This is a genomic window from Roseovarius atlanticus (assembly GCF_001441615.1).
Taxonomy (GTDB): Bacteria; Pseudomonadota; Alphaproteobacteria; order Rhodobacterales; family Rhodobacteraceae; genus Roseovarius; species Roseovarius atlanticus.
Window position 1 is genome coordinate 67,022 of the sequence record NZ_LAXJ01000012.1, and the last position, 19,487, is coordinate 86,508.

Annotated in this window: 19 protein-coding genes; 10 read left to right on the forward strand and 9 right to left on the reverse strand. The window is 64.5% G+C overall.

The features are described from left to right. Positions 1 to 17: 17 nt before the first annotated feature. The 5 genes from glnT to XM53_RS12830 all read right to left on the reverse strand — a co-directional run bounded on the left by glnT (position 18) and on the right by XM53_RS12830 (position 5,029). Positions 18 to 1,352, reverse strand: coding sequence for a type III glutamate--ammonia ligase (glnT, locus tag XM53_RS12810; protein WP_057793911.1), 1,335 nt, complete (start codon positions 1,350 to 1,352; stop codon positions 18 to 20). Positions 1,353 to 1,394: 42 nt separating this feature from the next. Beyond that, positions 1,395 to 2,732: an FMN-binding glutamate synthase family protein gene (locus XM53_RS12815; protein WP_057793912.1), complete on the reverse strand. Its 1,338-nt coding sequence runs from the start codon at positions 2,730 to 2,732 to the stop codon at positions 1,395 to 1,397. A gap of 12 nt (positions 2,733 to 2,744) precedes the next feature. After that, positions 2,745 to 3,416 carry a GltB/FmdC/FwdC-like GXGXG domain-containing protein gene (locus tag XM53_RS12820; protein ID WP_057793915.1) on the reverse strand — a complete coding sequence of 224 codons (672 nt, stop codon included), beginning with the start codon at positions 3,414 to 3,416 and terminating at the stop codon, positions 2,745 to 2,747. A gap of 1 nt (position 3,417) precedes the next feature. Next, complete coding sequence (locus XM53_RS12825) at positions 3,418 to 4,311, reverse strand: class II glutamine amidotransferase (RefSeq protein WP_057793917.1); 894 nt, start codon at positions 4,309 to 4,311, stop codon at positions 3,418 to 3,420. A gap of 85 nt (positions 4,312 to 4,396) precedes the next feature. Next, positions 4,397 to 5,029 carry a helix-turn-helix domain-containing protein gene (locus XM53_RS12830; RefSeq protein WP_057793919.1) on the reverse strand — a complete coding sequence of 211 codons (633 nt, stop codon included), beginning with the start codon at positions 5,027 to 5,029 and terminating at the stop codon, positions 4,397 to 4,399. Between the two features lie 197 nt (positions 5,030 to 5,226). Between XM53_RS12830 and XM53_RS23925 the strand changes: the two genes are divergently transcribed. Beyond that, positions 5,227 to 5,352, forward strand: coding sequence for a hypothetical protein (locus tag XM53_RS23925; protein ID WP_268873927.1), 126 nt, complete (start codon positions 5,227 to 5,229; stop codon positions 5,350 to 5,352). 70 nt (positions 5,353 to 5,422) lie between these two features. Here XM53_RS23925 and ndk read toward each other — a convergent pair whose 3' ends face one another. Beyond that, on the reverse strand, positions 5,423 to 5,845 hold the full coding sequence (gene ndk, locus XM53_RS12835) for a nucleoside-diphosphate kinase (protein WP_057793921.1): 423 nt from the start codon (positions 5,843 to 5,845) through the stop codon (positions 5,423 to 5,425). A 132-nt stretch (positions 5,846 to 5,977) separates the two neighbouring features. Here ndk and XM53_RS12840 point away from each other — a divergent pair, with 132 nt between their 5' ends. Genes XM53_RS12840 through XM53_RS12850 form a run of 3 tightly spaced genes read left to right on the forward strand, consistent with a single transcriptional unit; the run spans position 5,978 to position 9,115 of the window. Then, positions 5,978 to 7,843 (forward strand): ABC-F family ATP-binding cassette domain-containing protein, encoded by a 1,866-nt coding sequence (locus XM53_RS12840; protein ID WP_057793923.1) that lies wholly within the window; start codon positions 5,978 to 5,980, stop codon positions 7,841 to 7,843. 45 nt (positions 7,844 to 7,888) lie between these two features. Further along, complete coding sequence (locus XM53_RS12845; RefSeq protein ID WP_057793924.1) at positions 7,889 to 8,509, forward strand: MarC family protein; 621 nt, start codon at positions 7,889 to 7,891, stop codon at positions 8,507 to 8,509. 24 nt (positions 8,510 to 8,533) lie between these two features. Continuing rightward, positions 8,534 to 9,115 carry a retropepsin-like aspartic protease family protein gene (locus XM53_RS12850; protein WP_057793927.1) on the forward strand — a complete coding sequence of 194 codons (582 nt, stop codon included), beginning with the start codon at positions 8,534 to 8,536 and terminating at the stop codon, positions 9,113 to 9,115. 15 nt (positions 9,116 to 9,130) lie between these two features. Here the strand turns inward: XM53_RS12850 and XM53_RS12855 are convergent, their stop codons facing one another. Both XM53_RS12855 and XM53_RS12860 read right to left on the reverse strand, forming a co-directional pair. After that, positions 9,131 to 9,586, reverse strand: coding sequence for a DNA polymerase III subunit chi (locus XM53_RS12855; protein ID WP_057793929.1), 456 nt, complete (start codon positions 9,584 to 9,586; stop codon positions 9,131 to 9,133). After that, on the reverse strand, positions 9,586 to 11,058 hold the full coding sequence (locus tag XM53_RS12860; RefSeq protein WP_057793930.1) for a leucyl aminopeptidase: 1,473 nt from the start codon (positions 11,056 to 11,058) through the stop codon (positions 9,586 to 9,588). The genes XM53_RS12855 and XM53_RS12860 overlap by 1 nt, the downstream gene beginning before the upstream one ends. Before the next feature lie 194 nt (positions 11,059 to 11,252). Here XM53_RS12860 and lptF point away from each other — a divergent pair, with 194 nt between their 5' ends. Genes lptF through rsmA form a run of 6 tightly spaced genes read left to right on the forward strand, consistent with a single transcriptional unit; the run spans position 11,253 to position 18,759 of the window. Beyond that, a complete protein-coding gene (lptF, locus tag XM53_RS12865) occupies positions 11,253 to 12,392 on the forward strand; it encodes an LPS export ABC transporter permease LptF (RefSeq protein WP_201455419.1) in 1,140 nt (379 codons plus the stop codon). After that, entirely contained in the window at positions 12,389 to 13,480 is a 1,092-nt protein-coding gene (lptG, locus tag XM53_RS12870) for an LPS export ABC transporter permease LptG (RefSeq protein WP_057793934.1), read from the forward strand. The genes lptF and lptG overlap by 4 nt, the downstream gene beginning before the upstream one ends. Then, entirely contained in the window at positions 13,477 to 15,705 is a 2,229-nt protein-coding gene (locus tag XM53_RS12875; RefSeq protein ID WP_057793936.1) for an LPS-assembly protein LptD, read from the forward strand. The genes lptG and XM53_RS12875 overlap by 4 nt, the downstream gene beginning before the upstream one ends. Next, the gene (locus XM53_RS12880) at positions 15,705 to 16,949 is read left to right on the forward strand and encodes a peptidylprolyl isomerase (RefSeq protein ID WP_057794076.1); all 1,245 of its coding nucleotides are present in this window, start codon (positions 15,705 to 15,707) and stop codon (positions 16,947 to 16,949) included. Before XM53_RS12875 ends, XM53_RS12880 begins: the two co-directional genes overlap by 1 nt. Further along, the gene (pdxA, locus tag XM53_RS12885; RefSeq protein WP_057793938.1) at positions 16,946 to 17,926 is read left to right on the forward strand and encodes a 4-hydroxythreonine-4-phosphate dehydrogenase PdxA; all 981 of its coding nucleotides are present in this window, start codon (positions 16,946 to 16,948) and stop codon (positions 17,924 to 17,926) included. Before XM53_RS12880 ends, pdxA begins: the two co-directional genes overlap by 4 nt. Continuing rightward, positions 17,923 to 18,759 carry a 16S rRNA (adenine(1518)-N(6)/adenine(1519)-N(6))-dimethyltransferase RsmA gene (gene rsmA, locus XM53_RS12890; protein ID WP_057793940.1) on the forward strand — a complete coding sequence of 279 codons (837 nt, stop codon included), beginning with the start codon at positions 17,923 to 17,925 and terminating at the stop codon, positions 18,757 to 18,759. The genes pdxA and rsmA overlap by 4 nt, the downstream gene beginning before the upstream one ends. Positions 18,760 to 18,792: 33 nt before the next feature. Here rsmA and XM53_RS12895 read toward each other — a convergent pair whose 3' ends face one another. Then, complete coding sequence (locus XM53_RS12895; RefSeq protein ID WP_057793942.1) at positions 18,793 to 19,407, reverse strand: DUF4167 domain-containing protein; 615 nt, start codon at positions 19,405 to 19,407, stop codon at positions 18,793 to 18,795. Positions 19,408 to 19,487 lie beyond the last annotated feature (80 nt).

Below are 19,487 nucleotides of genomic sequence, written 5' to 3' on the forward strand. Positions count from 1 at the left end.
CCGGACAGGGTCAATGGTCAGATATCCAGCGTATGGTCCTTTTCCCATTGGCTGAAATGCGCCATGTAGGAATCCCATTCCTGCCGCTTCATCTTCAGGAACGCGGCCGAGAATTCCTCGCCCAGCATCGCCTTCAATTCGCGGTCCTTGTCGTAAAGCCGCAAGGCATCCAGCATGTTCAGCGGCAGCTTCGGCGCACCGCGCACCTTGTGGCCTTCGGCGTACATGTCGATGTCGTGCCGCTTGCCCGGATCGGCCTTGGACCGGATCCCGCTGAGCCCCGCCGCGATGATCACGGCCTGAAGCAGGTACGGGTTCGCCGCCCCGTCCGCCAGCCGCAGCTCGAACCGCCCCGGCCCCGGCACGCGCACCATGTGGGTGCGGTTGTTGCCCGTCCATGTCACCGTGTTGGGCGCCCAGGTGGCCCCCGACGTGGTGCGCGGCGCATTGATCCGCTTGTAGCTGTTGACGGTCGGGTTGGTGATCGCCGCCATGCCGCTGGCGTGCTTCATGATCCCGCCCAGGAAATTTGCGCCCCGGTCCGACAGGCCCAGCTCCGCTGTCGGGCTGCCCTCGGCGGTGTCGGTGGCAAAGACGTTGGTCTTGGCCTTGGCCCCCGGCGCGTCCCAGACCGAGATGTGCACATGCGCGCCGTTCCCGGTCAGCCCTTCGACCGGCTTCGGCATGAAGGTCGCGCGAAAGCCGTGCTTTTCGGCCACCGACTTGGCCATGAACTTGAAGAACGAATGCCGGTCCGCGGTCACCAGCGCGTCGTCGAATTCCCAGTTCATCTCGAACTGGCCGTTGGCGTCCTCGTGGTCGTTCTGATACGGCCCCCAGCCCAGATCCAGCATGTAGTCGCAGATCTCGCGCACCACGTCATAGCGGCGCATCACCGCCTGTTGGTCATAGCACGGCTTTTCGGCGGTATCGAACTCGTCCGACAACGAATTGCCGTCCGGCGTCAGCAGAAAATACTCCGCCTCCACGCCGGTCTTGACATGCAGGCCTTCCTCGGCGGCCTCGTCGATCAGGCGGCGCAGCACGTTGCGCGGGGCTTGCGCCACATCCTCGCCTTCCATCACCGGGTTGGCGGCCACCCACGCAACCTCGGGGTTCCACGGCAGCTGAATGACCGACTCGGGGTCCGGCACGGCCAGCATGTCGGGATGCGCCGGCGTCATGTCCAGCCACGTGGCAAAGCCCGCGAACCCCGCGCCATCCTCCTGCATGTCGGCAATCGCCTGCGCCGGCACCAGCTTGGCCCGCTGCCCGCCGAAGAGGTCCGTGAAGGAAATCATGAAGTATTTGACGCCGTTCTTGTCGGCGAATTTCGCCAGGTCCGTGGCCATTGTCGTCTCCCCGTTTCTTGTCGTTGTTGATTATTGTCGCGATTACATACCGCCCTGCCCGGGAATCCAAGAGGTTCCCGCCAGAGGCACTCGCGCCATGGCGGCGGCCTCTACGGTAAGAGCTTGTAAATCTTCTGGCTCCAGGTTGTGCACGTGGTTCTTGCCGCAGGCCCGGGCCAAGGTCTGAGCCTCCAGCGTCAGAACCTGAAGGTAGTTGTTCAGCCGCCGCCCCGCTTCGACCGGATCAAGGCGTTTCGAGAGTTCCGGGTCCTGGGTGGAAATCCCGGCAGGGTCGCGGCCTTCGTGCCAGTCGTCATAGGCCCCGGCGGTGGAACCGAGCGCGTTGTACTCGGCCTCCCACTTGGGGTCGTTGTCGCCGATGGCCACCATGGCCGCCGTGCCGATGCTGACCGCGTCCGCGCCAAGTGCCAACGCCTTGGCGACGTCCGCGCCGGTGCGGATGCCGCCCGAGACGATCAGCTGCACCTTGCGGTGCATCCCCAGTTCCTGCAGCGCTGCGACGGCCTCGCGGATACACGCCAAGGTCGGGATGCCAACATGTTCGATAAACACGTCCTGGGTCGCGGCCGTGCCGCCCTGCATCCCGTCGATCACCACCACGTCTGCCCCGGCCTTCACGGCCAGCGTCGTGTCGAAGAACGGGCGCGCGGCGCCGACCTTGACGTAGATGGGTTTTTCCCAGCCGGTGATCTCGCGCAGTTCCAGGATCTTGATCTCCAGATCATCCGGCCCGGTCCAGTCGGGATGCCGGCAGGCCGAGCGCTGGTCGATCCCCTTGGGCAAGGTGCGCATCTCGGCCACACGGTCCGAGATCTTCTGGCCCAACAGCATCCCGCCGCCGCCGGGCTTCGCGCCCTGGCCCACGACGACCTCGATGGCATCCGCCTTGCGCAGATCGACCGGGTTCATCCCGTAACGGCTAGGAAGATATTGATACACAAGCGTTTTCGACTGCCCCCGCTCTTCCGGCGTCATGCCGCCATCGCCCGTGGTGGTCGAGGTTCCGGCCATGGACGCACCACGCCCCAACGCCTCTTTCGCCTGCGCCGACAGCGCGCCAAAGCTCATCCCCGCGATGGTGATCGGGATTTTCAGCTCGATGGGTTTCTTGGCATAGCGCGTGCCCAGCACCACGTTCGTGTCACACCGTTCGCGATAGCCTTCCAGCGGATACCGCGACATGGATGCGCCCAGGAACACCAGGTCATCGAAATGCGGCACCTTCCGCTTGGCCCCGCCACCGCGGATATCATAGATACCGGTGGCTGCCGCGCGCCGGATTTCCGCGTTAACGTCGGGCGTGAAGGTATTGGAATATCTCGGCAAAGTCCGCGGAGCGGATTTTTGATTGTCGCTCATCTGTCCGTCTCCTCAATAGGCGTTGTCGACTTTGAAATTATAGAGCTTGCGAGCCGAGCCATAGCGCTTGAACTCGGACGGATCGGCGTCGATCCCGGCCTTCTCCAGCAATTCTCTCAGCTTCTCGATGTGCTCGGGCCGCATCTCCTTCTCGATGCAGTCGGCGCCCAGGCTCTTTACGCTGCCGCGCACGAACAGCTTCGCCTCGTAGATCGAGTCGCCAAGCGCATCGCCCGCATCCCCGCACACCACCAAGTGACCCGCCTGCCCCATGAAGGCCGACATATGCCCCACATTGCCGCCCACCACGATATCGATCCCCTTCATCGAGATCCCGCAGCGGGAAGACGCATTGCCCTTGATCACCAAGAGACCGCCATGCCCGGTCGCCCCGGCATACTGGCTGGCGTCGCCTTCGACGATCACCGTGCCGCTCATCATGTTCTCGGCCACGCCGGGGCCGACGCTGCCGGCGACCCGCACCGTTGCCTGTTGGTTCATGCCCGCGCAATAATAGCCGGTCGATCCCTTCACGGTCACATCCAGCCGCGCGTCCAGACCCACGGCAATCGCATGGCTGCCGCGCGGATTGACCACCTCCCAGCCGGTCTCGTTGCCGCTGGCCCCTTGCAGCGCGGCGTTCAGCCCGCGCAGCCCGTCTGCTTCCAAGTCGTATGTCTGCATGTCAGTGGCTCCAGAAATAAACGGTGGCAGGCTCCGGCTCCCACACGCGGGCATCCTCGATCCCCGGCAGGTTCACCAGAGCGCGATACTCGCTGCCGAAGGCCACGTATTGATCGGTTTCGGCCATCACGGCCGGTTTGCAGGCGATGGGGTCGCGCACCACGCCGAACCCGTCCTTGGTGCCGACCACAAAGGTATAAAACCCGTCCAGATCACCCAGCCCGGCCTCCAGAGCTTCGCCAAGCGTATGACCTTGCTGCATTTTCCACGTCAGGTAGGCCGCGGCCACCTCGGTGTCGTTCTCGGTTTCCACCGAAACGCCTTCGCGCGCCAGCTGCCGGCGCAGGGCGTTGTGGTTGCTGAGCGAGCCGTTATGGACAAGGCACTGATCCGAGCCGGTGGAAAACGGATGCGCGCCCAGCGTCGTCACCGCGCTTTCGGTGGCCATGCGGGTATGTCCGATCCCGTGGCTGCCCGTCAGCTTGGGAATGGCAAAGCGTTTCGCCACGTCCTCTGGCAGGCCGACTTCCTTGTAGATCTCGATGATGTCGCCCGCGCTCATGACCCGGATATCCGGGCGCAGCCGCTTGATCGCCTGCCGCGCCGCCGACAGCTTGTCCTTCGGCAGGTTCAGCACCGCGTGGGTGTCGATCACCCGTTGCGCGATGTCGGCGCCGACCTCCTGGCCGATCTCGTCGGCAAGACCCTCGAACTGGCCTGGATCGGCGGCCTGAAGCGTCAGCTTCGCCTGCCCGTCCCGATCGGTGCCGTAGACGGCGATGCCTGCGCTGTCGGGCCCGCGATCGGTCATCGTGATCAGCATTTCGGTCAGCATTTCGCCCAAGCGCGGCTCAAGCGTCTTGTCCTTCAGGAACAGTCCTACGATTCCACACATATCCGTGTCTCCCATGTTCAGAAGACGCTAGTACGGCCCGTGCAAGGATGCAATAGAGGGAATTAAATATTCTTCTGGGGAATATTCATCGATCCCCTTGCGGGTATGAAATCACCGACAGGTACCGGATCGGCAAACGCAGGAGTTCGTCCGGGCCATGTGGCGCGTCGGCATCGAAAAACAGGCTGTCCCCGGGCCGAAGGTGAAACCGCTGGTCGCCGTGGCGATAGCCCACCTCGCCCTCCAGGATATAGAGCAACTCTATCCCTTCATGTTGAAAGGTGGGAAAGACATCCGATTCCTCGTTCAAAGTGATCAGGTAGGGCTCCACCACCACGCCGCTGTTGTTGGCGCCGATATGGCCCAGCAGGTTGTACTGGTGCCCCGCCCGCGTGCCCGCGCGCTCCATTTCCACCGCCTCACCCGCCTTGACATGTACGGCCTCGCGCCGCTCCTCGAAGCGGCGGAAGAAGGCCGTGATCGGCACGCTCAGCGCTGCCGACAGCGCCTGCAACGTGGTCAGCGACGACGAGGTGACCCCGTTCTCGATCTTCGACAGCATTCCCACGGACAGGCCCGTGACATCCGACAGGTCCGACACCGTCATGCCCCGGGTCTTGCGGAACTCGCGCACGGCGCGCCCGATGGCGGTTTCCAGGTTCATGTCCTGTTGTTCACGAACCTTGTGTGGGTCCTGATTCAGCTTGCCGGCGGCCATGGTGTCTGCACTTTTTCTCGTTTCGGAACTTACCCTTGCACGGTCGCGCTGAAGATTACGACAGAAAATTCATCGCAACTGCCACAATCCCGCCACATTCCGGCCCAACTTACGCCGCCATCCCCGGTGAACCTGATCGGATAACCAGGCGCCGGTCGGCGCTGTCCGGCCGGTCTGACCCATAAAGGAGCAGGCAAATGGCAACGGCACCCAACCTCCCCCAAAAGTCGCAGAAACCGGCGCCGACACCGCGCAATGTCGTCCGCAACGACGCCAAGGTGATCGTCTCGAAGCAGGTCTTCACCGACTTCGCCGCGATCTGATCCGGTCCATCAAAACGAAAACGGCGCGATCCGAAGACCACGCCGTTTCCCAAATACTGTCTCGGCGCGATCAACCGACCAGTTCGAGCCCCGAGAAGAAATAGGCGATTTCGACCGCCGCCGTCTCCGGCGCGTCTGAGCCGTGGACCGAGTTTTCGCCAACCGATTCCGCGAATTCCGCGCGGATCGTGCCCGGGGCCGCATCGGCGGGGTTCGTGGCCCCCATCACTTCGCGGTTCTTGGCGATGGCGCCTTCGCCTTCCAGCACCTGAACGACGACCGGCTCGGACGCCATGAATTCGCACAGCTCGTCATAAAACGGACGCTCGGAATGCACGGCATAGAACACACCGGCCTGTGCCTTGGAAAGGTGGATCCGTTTCTGCGCGATGATGCGCAGGCCGGCATCCTCGAACTTGGCGTTTATCTTGCCGGTCAGGTTGCGTTTGGTGGCATCGGGTTTGATGATGCTGAGCGTGCGTTCGACAGCCATTGTAGCCTCTTTTCGTAATAGTCATGGCGCAAACCCCATGCCTGCGCCGTCATTCGGCGCCCCGATAGCATGGGGGTGCATGATTGAAAAGCTGCGATTGACGGCGCGGGCGCGATACGTCATGCGGTTCGCATGTTGCGTCTTGATGACATAAGTTTCTCGGTCGCCGGCCGCCCCCTGATCGAGGGCGCATCGGCCGTCATTCCCGCAGGCCACAAGGTGGGCCTGGTGGGCCGCAACGGCACCGGCAAGACCACGCTTTTCCGGATGATCCGGGGCGAGCTGCCGCTGGACACCGGCACGATCTCCTTGCCCGAGCGCGCTCGCATCGGCGGCGTCGACCAGGAGGTGCCGGGCAACGAGGTGTCGCTGATCGACACCGTGCTGGCCGCCGACACCGAACGAAGCGCGCTGATGGCAGAGGCCGAAACCTCGACGGACGGCACGCGGATCGCCGAAATCCAGACGCGGCTTGCCGATATCGACGCCTGGAGCGCCGAGGCCCGCGCGGCAACCATCCTCAAGGGTCTGGGGTTCACCGACGACGAACAGGCCCAGCCCTGCTCGGCTTTCTCGGGCGGCTGGCGGATGCGCGTGGCGCTGGCCGCGGTGCTGTTCACCGCGCCGGACCTGCTGCTCTTGGACGAGCCCACGAACTATCTCGATCTCGAAGGCGCTCTGTGGCTGGAAAGCTATCTGGCGCGCTATCCGCATACCGTTCTGGTCATCAGCCACGACCGCGGTCTTCTGAACCGTGCCGTGGGGTCGATCCTGCATCTGGAGGACCGCAAGCTGACGCTCTACCAGGGCGGCTACGACACGTTTGCCGAAACCCGCGCCGCGCGGCTCGCCAATGCCGAGGCCGAGGCGAAAAAGCAGGACGCCCGTCGCGCCCACCTGCAATCCTATGTCGACCGCTTCCGCTACAAGGCGGACAAGGCGAAACAGGCGCAGTCCCGCATCAAGGCTCTGGAAAAGATGAAGCCGATCTCGCGCCCGCAAGAGGCCGCGCTGCGCCGATTTACCTTCCCCGAGCCCGACCAGCTATCGCCGCCCATTCTGAGGCTGGACAACGTGGCCACGGGCTATGACGGCGTACCGGTGCTGCAGCGCCTGACGATGAGGATCGACCAGGATGACCGGATCGCGCTTCTGGGGCGCAACGGCGAAGGGAAATCCACGCTTTCCAAGCTGTTATCCGGCAAACTTGAGGTTCTGGACGGCAAGAAGCACGCGGCCTCGAAGCTGCGGGTGGGCTATTTCGCTCAGCATCAGGTGGACGAGCTGCATCTTGATGAGTCCCCGCTCGATCACATCCGCCGCCTCTATCGCGATGACGGCCAGGCCAAGCTGCGCGCACGGCTGGGCGGCTTCGGTATCGGCGCGGAACAGGCCGACACCAAGGTGGCGAAACTGTCGGGCGGGCAGAAGGCGCGGTTGTCGCTGATGCTGGCCACCACAGACGCGCCGCACATGCTGATCCTAGACGAGCCGACCAACCACCTTGATATCGAAAGCCGCGAGGCGCTGGTCGAGGCGCTGACCGATTACACCGGCGCGATCATCCTTGTCAGCCACGACATGCACCTGCTGGAGCTGGTGGCCGACCGGCTGTGGCTGGTCAAGGACGGCACGGTCAGAGCTTACGAAGGCGACCTGCAAACCTATCGCGCCGCCTTGCTGGACCAGAAGCCGGCGAAAAAGGAAGCCGCACCAGCGTCAGCCGAAAAGCCCGCGCCGAAACCCAAGCGCCCCCCTCGCGATATGGTTCTCGAACTGCGCCAGGATGTGAAGACCTGCGAACAGCGCGTGGAAAAGCTGAACGTGATGCGGGACAAGATTGCGGCCAAGCTGGCCGATCCCACGATCTACGCCGACGCCAAGGCGAACGACATGGAAGCCTGGCAGCGCAAATATGCCGAGGTGATGGACGGCCTGGACCGGGCCGAGGCGCTGTGGCTGGCTGCGCTGGAACGGCTGGACGCGGCGGAAAACTGAACCAGGGCGGTTTACAAGCCGCGCATCCCGTCGCAAACCACGCTTATGGATCCAAGCTTCCTCATCACCGCCTGGGTGGCGCTTTTCGTGATCATCGACCCGATCGGGATGACCCCGCTTTTCGTGGCGCTGACCCAGGGCGACAGTCCATCGCGCCGCCGCGCCATCGCCCTGCGGGCCTGTATCGCCGGGGCACTGATCCTGATCGTTTTCGCCAGCTTCGGCGAATCCGTGCTGGAGTTCGTGGGCATCTCGATGCCCGCCTTCCGCATCGCGGGCGGTCTGCTCCTGTTCCTGACCGCGCTCGACATGCTGTTCGAAAGGCGCACCAAGCGGCGCAAGGACCAGGCGGACGAGGAAGACGACCGAGAGGATCCCTCGATCTATCCGCTGGCTATTCCGCTGATCGGCGGGCCGGGGGCCATCACCACGGTGATCCTTCTGGCGGGACAGCAACCGGGGATCGAGGGCCTTGCTTGGGTCATCGGCGTGATGCTGAGCGTTGTGCTGCTGGTGTTCCTGCTGTTCCTGACGGCGGGTCTGCTGGAACGTGCCCTGGGGCGGACCGGCATCAACGTCATCACCCGCCTGCTGGGGATGCTTCTGGCCGCGCTGGCGGTGCAGTTCGTGCTGGACGGATTGAAGGGGTTTGGGCTGGCGGGCTGACGCGCCGCCGCCTATATCTGCACCATGACCGGAGATGACACCGCCCGCCTGCTCTATCTCGTGCTGCTCGGCGCGGCCGTCGTGGCGTGGTTCTTCGCACAGAACCGCACCTCGCTGGGCAAGAACATGCAATACGCGGTGGTCTGGGGGCTGATCTTCATCGGCGGTATTGCCGCCGTGGGCCTCTGGGGCGACATCCGCAACACCGTCAGCCCTGCCGCCTACACCACCATCGGCGAAGATACGATCGAGCTGCGCCGGGCGATGGACGGTCATTACTATGTCACTGCGCAGGTGAACGGCGCGCCCGTCGATTTCGTGGTGGATACGGGCGCGACGCTGATCGTACTGACCCGCGCCGATGCCGAGCGCGCGGGGTTGCGCACCGAGGATCTTGCTTTCGTGGGGCGCGCGGGCACGGCGAATGGCACGGTCAGCACCGCGCCGGTGCGTCTGGACAGCCTGTCCATCGGCCCGCTGGAGGACCGCGGCATCGCGGCGTCGGTCAATGGTGGCGAACTGGACCAGTCGCTTTTGGGCATGAGCTATCTCGAGCGGTTCTCGAACGTCCAGATTTCCGACGGGCGGATGATCCTGACCCGCTAAGCGGACGCCCGGCGTTCACGCCTCGGCTTTCTTCTCCCAGCGGCCCGACTCCTCGGACCAGTATTGCGCCGAACAGCCGGCACCGGTTAGAGCCTTCCATTGGCCACGGGCGTGGTTCAAGGCCTGGTCGTCATTCCCGTCGAACAGGATGCAGGTCCGTTCCAGCGCCTGCACTTCTTCGGGTGACACCTCGGCGCCGTCGACGCTCATGATGCAGACCGCGCCATTGGCCGCCGCGCCCGTCCCCAAAAGGATCGGCTGGCGCGCGTCATGCGGGCCACCCTCGCGGCCATGGGGCAGAAAGCCGTCCTCGGGGCCCAGCCACAGCTTTTCGTCCAGCCAGTCCAGCCGCGCCGCCTCGGTACCGCGCACCAGCACGCGCCACCCCGCGTCGCGCGCCTTTTCCAAGAGCATCGGCAGCGTCGCCTCCAGCGGGCGGCGAGTCAGGTGATAGAAATAGACCGCGCCCATCACTCCCCTTCGTATTGATCGGCGACCAGCCGGTTCAGGCTCATCACGCCCCACCCGGTCGAGCCCTTGGGCGCGAAATCGGTGTCCTTGGTCACTCGCGCCACGCCCGCGATGTCAAGGTGGATCCAGGGCGTGCCCTCCTCGACGAAACGTTGCAGGAATTGCGCCGCGGTGATCGATCCTGCAGCGCGGCCGCCCACGTTCTTCATGTCGGCGATGTCGGATTTCAGTTGCTTGTCATACGCCTCGCCCAGTGGCAGACGCCACGCGCCCTCGCCCTCGTTCTTGGCGGCGCGCAGGAACTTGTCGGCGAAATTGTCGTCGTTGGAAAAGACGCCCGCGTTCTCATGCCCCAGCGCGATGATCATCGCGCCGGTCAAAGTGGCAAGGTCGATGATCGCTGCCGGTTTATAGGTCTGCTGCGCGTACCAAAGCACATCGGCCAGCAGAAGCCGCCCCTCGGCGTCGGTGTTGATGATCTCGACCGTGTCGCCCTTCATCGAAGTGAAGACGTCGCCTGGCCGATAGGCCTCGCCCGACGGCATGTTCTCGACCAGCCCGACAAGGCCCACCACGTTGGCCTTGGCCTGCCGCAGCGCAAGCGCGCGCATTGTGCCTGTGACCACGCCGGCGCCGCCCATGTCCATGGTCATGTCCTCCATCCCCGTGGGTACCTTTAACGAGATACCCCCGGTGTCAAAGACCACGCCCTTGCCGACCAGCGCCAGCGGCGCATCCCCGTCGCGCCCACCGGACCATTCCATCACGGCGACCTTGGTGGGCGAGGCCGAGCCCTGTCCCACGGCCAGCAGAAGCCCCATGCCGTGTTTTTTCAGCTCTTCTTCCTCAAGGATCGTGATCTTCAGCCCGAGGCTCTCCATCTCCTTGATGCGCTTGGCGAACTCTGTGGTGGTCAGGTGGTTCGCCGGCTCCGACACAAGATCGCGGGTCATCAGCACGCCCTCGGCCACGGCCAGGGCGGATTTTGCCGCCTCTGTCGCCTCGTCCGGTTTTCCCACCATGATCGACACCGTGCCCTGCGCGTCAGGCTGCTTGGACTTGCGCGCGTCGAAGGAATAGGCCCTGAGCGCGATCCCCTGCGCCAGCTCGGTCAGCCGCCGCGCGGTGCCTGCCAGAACCAGAAGCGGCCCATTGCCCTTCAACTTGCCCAAGGCCGCACCGGCCTTGCGCGTCTCGACCGGGTCGGCCCCGCGTTCCAGGCACAGCACGTCCAGCGCCTTGGCCGCAAGGCCCGTGGGCCAGGCCAGTGTCACCACCTGCCCGGGCTTGGTCTTTTCCCATGCGTCGCTTTCCAGCAGGCGCTTGACCGCCCCCTTGGTCAGCCGGTTCACACGCCGCGCGCCCGGGCCCATCTTGCCGCTCGGGGTGACCACCACCGCCACGCGGCCTTCCGCTTGGGCGATGGCGTCAAGGTCCAGCTCGGTGAAGGTAACGGAAACGGGGGTGCTCATGAGATGCTCCTTGCGCGGAAGTTGTGTGTCTTTCGCCACCAGATCTAGCGCCTTGCGGACGGGAAGGCCAGTGCCGGCCGCAAACCGCCGGTCCGCATCGCTTTACAGGTTTTCCCCCGCAGTCAAATCGCTTAACTTGCCCGGAACTGCTGTTAAGTTCCGGGGGGGAATGCGTGACCAGATTCGACAGGTATATGCTGTCGCAATTCATGGTGCTGTTCGGGTTCTTCGCACTCGTGCTGGTGTCGATCTTCTGGATCAACAAGGCGGTGCGGATGTTCGACCGGCTGATCGGCGACGGCCAGCCTGCCTGGATCTTCCTGGAGTTCACGGCCCTGACCTTGCCCGGCGTGATCGGCGTGGTGCTGCCCATCGCGACCTTCGCCGGCGCGGTCTATGTCACCAACCGGATGACGACCGAATCCGAACTGACCGTGATGCAGGCCACGGGCTATTCACCCTGGCGGCTGATCCGGCCGGTGCTGATATACGGATGCCTGATCGCACTCATGATGTCGGTGCTCAGCCACTACCTGATCCCCAAAAGCCTGAGCCAGCTGCGCCTGCGCCAGGCCGAGGTCAGCCAGAACATCACCGCCAAGCTGTTGACCGAAGGCGAGTTTCTGCATCCGGCCCCTGGCATCACGTTCTACATCCGCGACATCACGCCCGAGGGCGAATTGCGGGATGTCTTCCTTTCGGACCGGCGCAACGACAAGACGCCCGTCACCTACACCTCGACCCAGGCCTATCTGGTGCAGGAGGGGGGCGGCACCAAGCTGGTCATGGTGGATGGGCTGGCGCAGAACCTGCGCACCGAGGGCAATCGACTGTTCACAACGCATTTCGACGATTTCTCGTATGATATCAGCAGCCTGATCTCGCGCGATCCGACCAACCTGAACCGGGTCGATTTCGCCCTGACCGGCGACCTTCTGTTCCGGCCCGCGGAAATGGCCGAGATCACCGGCAGCACCGTGCCCGAAGTGCTGTACGAGGCGCATGGCCGGTTCGCGCAGGCCCTGATGTGCGTGGTCGCGGCGCTGATCGGCTTCGCCACGCTGCTGGTCGGCACCTACAGCCGCTTCGGGGTCTGGTGGCAGATCGTCGGGGCCTTCACCCTGCTGGTGCTGATCAAGATGGTCGAGGGCGGCGTGTCCGGTGCCGTGCTGGCAAGCGCAAGCGCCTGGCCGCTGATATACCTGCCCACCGGCATCGGCGCCCTGCTTACGATCATTCTTCTCTACCTGGCGGCCTACCCGGGTATCTGGCGCCGTCTGTGGCCGTTCGGGCCGCGCAAGGGTCCCTCCGGGCCGGTGGAGGGCGCCGCGTGATCCTGCACTACTACTTTGCCCGCAAGTTCCTGTGGACCTTCCTGGCCATCGCCGCGGTCTTCGTGATCCTTCTGGCGCTGATCGACCTGGTCGACGAGCTGCAGGATTTTCCGAACCTGCCGTTCATGGACGTTCTGGGCGTCGTCCTGCTGAATGTCCCGCACGCGAATTACGAGATCCTGCCGCTGGTCGTCATCCTGTCCGCGGTGGCGCTCTACCTGCGGCTTGCGCGGTCCTCGGAACTGGTCGTGGTGCGGGCCGCCGGGCGCTCGGCCCTGCGCAGTCTCGCCGCCCCGATCACAGTGGCCGCGCTGATCGGCATCCTGTCGATCACCATGCTGAACCCGCTCGTTGCGGCGGCCTCGAAACGGTACAATGACGTGGTCAACACCTATATGGGCGGCGGCACCAGCGTTCTGGCGATTGCCTCCGAAGGGCTGTGGCTGCGCCAGGGCAGCGCCGAGGGCCAGACGGTGATCCACGCCGCAAGGGCCAGCTCGGACGTCACCACGCTTTACGAGGCGACCTTCATCAACTTCTCGCCCGAGGGGGACCCGGAGCGGCGCATCGTGGCCGAGACTGCCACCCTGGCCGCGGGCCAGTGGGAGCTGAAGAATGCCAAGATCTGGGAACTGACACTCGGGCAGAACCCCGAGGCCTCGGCCCGCGAGGTGGCACAGCTGGACCTGCCCTCGGCGCTGACGCAGGACCGCATTATCGACAGTTTCGGCAAGCCGGAATACATCTCGCTGTGGGATCTGCCGGGCTTCATCAACCAGCTTGAGGAGGCCGGTTTCTCGGCGCGGCGCTACGCGGTCTGGTTCCAGATGGAACTGTCGCGGCCGCTGTTCCTGGTGGCGCTGGTAATGGTGGCTGCGGCCTTCACCATGCGGCACGCACGGCTCAGCAATACCGGGATTTCGGTTCTGATCGCGGTGATGCTGGGCTTCACGCTGCATTACATCCGCAATTTCGCGCAGATCCTTGGAGAGAACGGTCAAATCCCCGTCTACCTCGCGGCCTGGGCACCGCCCGTCGCCTCGTTCATGCTGGCCGCCGGCATCCTGTTGCACATGGAGGACGGATGACCCGACTGTCCGGAATACGCGCCCGGCTTGCAGGGCTTGCGGCAGCGCTGATCTGCTGGACCGCGGCCGCGGTCGCGCAAGGCGGCGTCGATCCGTCCCTGCCCGCCGCGCAGGACGCGCCGCAGCCCGCCATCCTGGTGGCCGACGACGTTTTCCTGTCCGGAAACGAGCAACTGGTGGCAACCGGCAATGTCGAGGCGCTTTACGACGGGCGGCGGCTCAAGGCGTCCCGGATCGTCTATGACCGGACCACCGAAACCCTGCGGGTCGAGGGACCGATCTCGCTGGAAGAGGCCGATGGTTCCATGCTGGTGCTTGCCGACAGTGCCGAGCTGGACCGCGAGATGAAGAACGGCCTGCTCAAGGGCGCGCGGATCGTGATGGACGACCAGGTGCAGCTGGCCGCGAATGAACTGGCGCGGGTCAACGGGCGGTACAACCAGCTTTACAAGGCCGCCGTCACCTCCTGCCGGGTCTGCAATTCGCAAAGCCCCCCGCTCTGGCAACTGCGCGCGCGCCGGGTGGTCCACGACCAGCAGGAAAAGCAGCTTTATTTCGACGATGCGCAGTTCAGGGTGCTTGGCACGCCGGTCTTCTACCTGCCGCGCTTGCGGCTGCCGGATCCGACGCTCGAACGCGCCACGGGCTTTCTTGTGCCGTCGCTCAACAACTCGTCGCTTCTGGGGTTCGGCGCCCGGGTGCCCTATTTCATCCGGATCGGCGATCACAAGGACCTGACCGTCACGCCGTATCTCTCCACCGAAAGCCGCACGCTGGAGCTGCGCTATCGGCAGGCGTTCCGCACCGGCACGATCGAGGTGACCGGCGCGCTGAGCGACGACGACATCGGCGGGCGCAGCTTCAAATCCTATGTCTTTGCCAACGGCACCTTCGCCCTGCCCCGCGATTTCACCCTGCGGTTCGACATCGAGGCGGTGAACGACGACACCTACCTTCTGGATTACGGCTATTCCGAGAAAGACCGGCTGGACAGCGAGATCTCGGTCGAACGCGCCCGGCGCGACGAATACATCCGCGTCGCCCTGACCGGTTTCCGTTCGCTCCGCGCGGGTGAAAGCAATTCGACCCTGCCCACGATCGTGTCGAACGGCGAATACGAGCGCCGGTTCCAGCTGGGCTATGCGCCCGGCGGCGAAATCCGGCTGGGCGTTCTCAGCCACGCGCATTACCGATCATCGAACCTGGCCGTCGACGGCGCCGATTTCGACCCTTTCGCGGATGGCCGCGACGTGGCGCGCTTTACCGTCAGCGCGGATTGGCACAGGTCCTGGACACTTGGCCCAGGGGTGCTGACCAGCGCGCAGGTCGGACTGGCCATCGACAGCTTTCATGTGCAGCAGGCCGGCGTCACCAGCCGGTCCGAAGCGGTCGAGGTCACGCCCTCGGCCTCGGTCGAACTGCGCTGGCCGCTTCTGAAAACCTCATCGGCGGGCGCCACCCACATGATCGAACCGGTGATGCAACTGTCCTGGGTCGGGGGCAGCAACCCGCTGGTGCCCAACGACGAAAGCACCCGGATCGAATTTGACGAGGGCAATCTATTCGCCACTTCGCGTTTCACCGCGCCGGACCGGCGCGAACGCGGCTTCAACTCGGCCTACGGGATCAGCTGGACGCGTTATGGCAACAAGGGCTGGCAAAGCACCTTCGCGGTCGGACAGGTGGTGCGCGAAGAGGCCCAGATCGACCCCGCCGGCGGATTCGCCTTTACCAACTCGTCGGGATTGCAGGACCGCTATTCCGACCTTCTGATCGCCGGGCAGTTCAAGACAGATGACGGGCTGGCCATCACCGCGCGCGGCCTGTTCGACGACGATTTCGTCACCACCAAGGCCGAGGCCCGCGCCAGCTGGCGCAACGACCGCGCAACGGTCGGCGGCACCTATATCTGGCTGCGCAACGACCCGGCCGAGGCGCGGCCCAACAACATCTCGGAATGGGCCTTCGACGCCTCCTACCGCCTGTCGCGGCACTGGACCGGCAGCGCCGACTGGCGCTACGACGTGGCCAGCGACGAATCCGTGCGGGCGGGCCTTGGTGTCACCTACACGAACGAGTGCGTGGACATTTCGCTTTCGGCCTCGCGTCGCTTCACCTCTTCCACTATCCTCGTGCCATCGACCGATATCAGTTTCACGGTTGGCCTACGCGGCTTTACCACCAAGACACGCGACAAAAGCTACGTCCGGACATGCGAGCAATGATGCCAAGACTTACATACCTTACTTCCGCGCTGCTGGCGCTTTCCCTCTTTGCCACCGCCACCCTGATCGGCTCTGGTCCGGCGCGGGCCCAGCAAAGCCCGTTCGACGCCGTGATCAAGGTCAACGACATGGCCATCACCCGGTACGAGATCGCGCAGCGGGCGCGGATGCTGCAACTGTTCCGTGCCCCCGGCGATCCGGTCAAGCTTGCGCGCGAACAATTGATCGAGGACCGGCTGAAGCTGGACGCGGCCACCGCCGAGGGATTCGTGATCACCGACGAGGCGCTCATGGCCGGGATGGAGGAATTCGCCAGCCGCGCCAACATGGACGCCGAACAGATGATTGCCTCGCTGGGACAAGCCGGGGTCGACGCATCGACCTATCGCGATTTTGTCCGCGCCGGCCTGACGTGGCGTGAATTCTCGCGGGCGCGCTTCGGCCCGCGCATCAATGTCGACGAAGACGACGTAAACCGGGCCCGTCTGTCGTTCGGCCGCGAAACCAGCGTGCGCGTGCTTCTGTCCGAAATCATCATGCCGCTTGCCAACGCCAACCCGCAGACGGTGCAAGAGCGTGCGAACCAGATCAGCCAATACACGAGCGAGGCGGAGTTTGCCGCCGCCGCGCGGCGTTACTCGGCCACCGAAAGCGCCGGGCGTGGCGGACGCATGGACTGGGTCGCGGTCACCGATCTGCCCGAAGGCCTGCGCTCGGTGGTTCTTGCCCTTGCCCCCGGCGAGGTCAGCAACCCGCTGCCGCTGCAAGGCGCCATCGCCCTGTTCCAGCTGCGCGACATCGAGGAAATCGCGCAACCCGAGCAGGAATACGAGGAAATCGAGTATGCCGCCTATTACATCGACGGCGGCCGCACCCAGCAGACCCTGGCCCGCGCCGCCCAGATCGACGCGGATACCGACACCTGTAACGACCTCTACGGCATCGCCAAGGATCAGCCCGAACGGGTGTTGGAACGGGGCAGCAAGGCACCCTCCGAAATCCCCGATGACATCCGTTTTGAGCTGGCCAAGCTTGACCCCGGCGAGATTTCCACAGGCGTGACGCGTGCGGGCGGTCAGACGCTGGTGCTATTGATGCTGTGCAGCCGGACGCCCAAGACCGACGGCGACGCGCCCGACGCCGATCAGCTCACCAACTTCATTCAAAGCCAGCGGCTGGACAGCTATGCCAGCGCCTATCTCGCCGAGCTGCGCGCGGCGGCCCGGATCGTCGAACTGGAATGACCCAGGCTTCGGCCCTGCCCGTCGCCATCAGCTGCGGCGAACCCGCGGGCATCGGGCCGGAAATCGCGGCCCGGTCCTGGCACGCGCTGCGGCACGAGGTGCCGGTGCTTTACCTGGGCGATCCGGACCACCTGCCCGAAGACGTACCCGTGGTCTGCATCGACCAACTTGAAGACGTGCCCGAGGTCGGGAAAACCGCGCTGCCCGTCCTGTCGCACCGGTTCGACGGCCCGCTGACCCACGGCCGGCCCAACCCGGACCATGCGCAGTCGGTCGTCGAGATGATCACCACCGCTGTCACGCTTTTGAAGAACGGGGCCGTCAGCGCGCTGTGTACGGCGCCGATCCACAAGAAGGCCTTGCAGGATGGGGCCGGTTTCACCTTTCCCGGACATACGGAATTTTTGGCGGACCTGTCCGATACGGCACATGTGGTGATGATGCTGGTCAGCGAGCAATTGCGCGTCGTACCGGCAACGATCCACATGCCGTTGTCCGAGGTGCCGCAGGCCCTCTCGCCCGAGGTTCTGGAGCAGACCATCCGCATCACGCATGACGGCCTGATCCGCGACTTCGGCATTCTCGTGCCCCGTATCGCGGTTGCGGGTCTCAACCCCCATGCCGGCGAAGGCGGCAAGATGGGGTGCGAAGAGATCGAGGTGATCGCGCCCGTGCTGGACAAGCTGCGCGGCGAAGGCATGGACCTGCGCGGCCCGCTGAGTGCGGACACCATGTTCCACGCCGCCGCCCGCGCCACGTATGACGCGGCGATCTGCATGTATCACGACCAGGCGCTCATTCCGATCAAGACGCTGGATTTCGACCGGGGCGTCAACGTCACGCTGGGCCTGCCCTTCGTGCGCACCTCGCCCGATCACGGCACGGCGCTCGATATCGCGGGCAAGGGCATTGCCAATGCCTCGTCGATGATCGAGGCGGTGCGCCTTGCCGCCCGCCTGGGCCGGATCCGCGCGTGAGCGGTATCGACTCGCTGCCCCCGTTGCGCGACGTGATCACCACCCATGGTCTCAGCGCGCGCAAGTCGCTGGGTCAGAACTTTCTGCTGGACCTCAATCTGACCGCCAAGATCGCGCGCATGGCGGGCGACATCGAAAATGCCGATGTTCTGGAAATCGGCCCCGGCCCCGGCGGACTGACGCGCGGCCTGCTTGCCGAAGGCGCGCGTCGCGTTCTTGCGGTGGAAAAAGATGCACGCTGCATCCCCGCGCTGGAAGAGATCGCCAGCGCCTATCCCGGACGGCTTGAAGTCATCAACGGCGACGCGCTGGAACTCGATCCGACCGAACGCCTGACCCCGCCGATCAAGGTCGCGGCGAACCTGCCCTACAACGTGGGAACAGAGCTGTTGGTGCGGTGGCTGACACCCCCGTCCTGGCCGCCCTTCTGGCAAAGCCTGACCCTGATGTTCCAGCGTGAAGTGGCCGAGCGCATCGTGGCAACGCCCGGATCGAAGGCTTATGGACGTCTGGCCGTGCTGGTCCAATGGCGCGCGTCGGCGCAGATCGTGCTGAACCTGCCGCCCGGCGCGTTCACGCCACCGCCCAAGGTGTCAAGCGCAGTGGTGCATCTCACGGCCCTCAATGCGCCCCGGTTCCCGGCAGACCCGAAAGCGCTGGAACGGGTGGTGGCGCGGGCCTTCAACCAAAGGCGCAAGATGATGCGTGCGGCCTTGAAAGGCATGGCGCCCGATATCGAGGACAGGCTGATCGCCTCGGGGATCGAGCCCACGGACCGCGCGGAAACCGTCGGGCTCGAGCAATTCTGTGCACTTGCCAGAAATCTCGGCTGACAGGCCGCTCGGAACGCGGATGGACCGCGTCGTTTACTCTGCCGCCGTAGAGGTGTCGGAATTGCCGCCCTGCCCCTGGTCACCGCCGTCATTGTTGCCCTCATCGGGCTTCTTGCGCGGTTTGCGGCTACGCTTGGGCTTTTGCGGTTTTTCACCGGACTGATCTTCGGGCGTTTCCACCAGCCCGCTGTCGCCCTCGAAATCGCCTTGCATCGCGTCGGAGCCAGAGTCGTGATCCTGGCCCTGGTCGCCCTTGCCCTGGTCGCTTTGGCTTTGGTCGCCCTTGCCCTGATCGCCGCCGCCATTCGATTCTTGTTCCTGGCGCTGGGCGCGCTCCCGATCTTTCTCGGCCTGGCGCTCGCGGTTCTGGCGTTCCTGTTCTTCGCGGCGCTGGTCCTGTTCCTTCTGCGCCGATCCCAGCAGCCGAAGGTAATGTTCCGCGTGTTGCTGGAAATTCTCGGTCAGCACCCGGTCGCCCGCCAATTGCGAGTCGCGGGCAAGCTGGTTGTACTTGTCGATAATCTGCTGCGGCGTGCCGCGCACCTTGCCTTCGGGGCCGGAACTGTCGAATACGCGATTGACGACATTGCCCAGGGACGAGCGGTTGCGGTTGGACTTGTTCCGCGAACGTGACTTCGATGATCTCATAAGTTTTTGTCAGCCCTATTGCTTGAAGCGCCGTTTGTTCCGGGTGACGCCCCTCGCGTCGAAAATGACCGGATCAATGT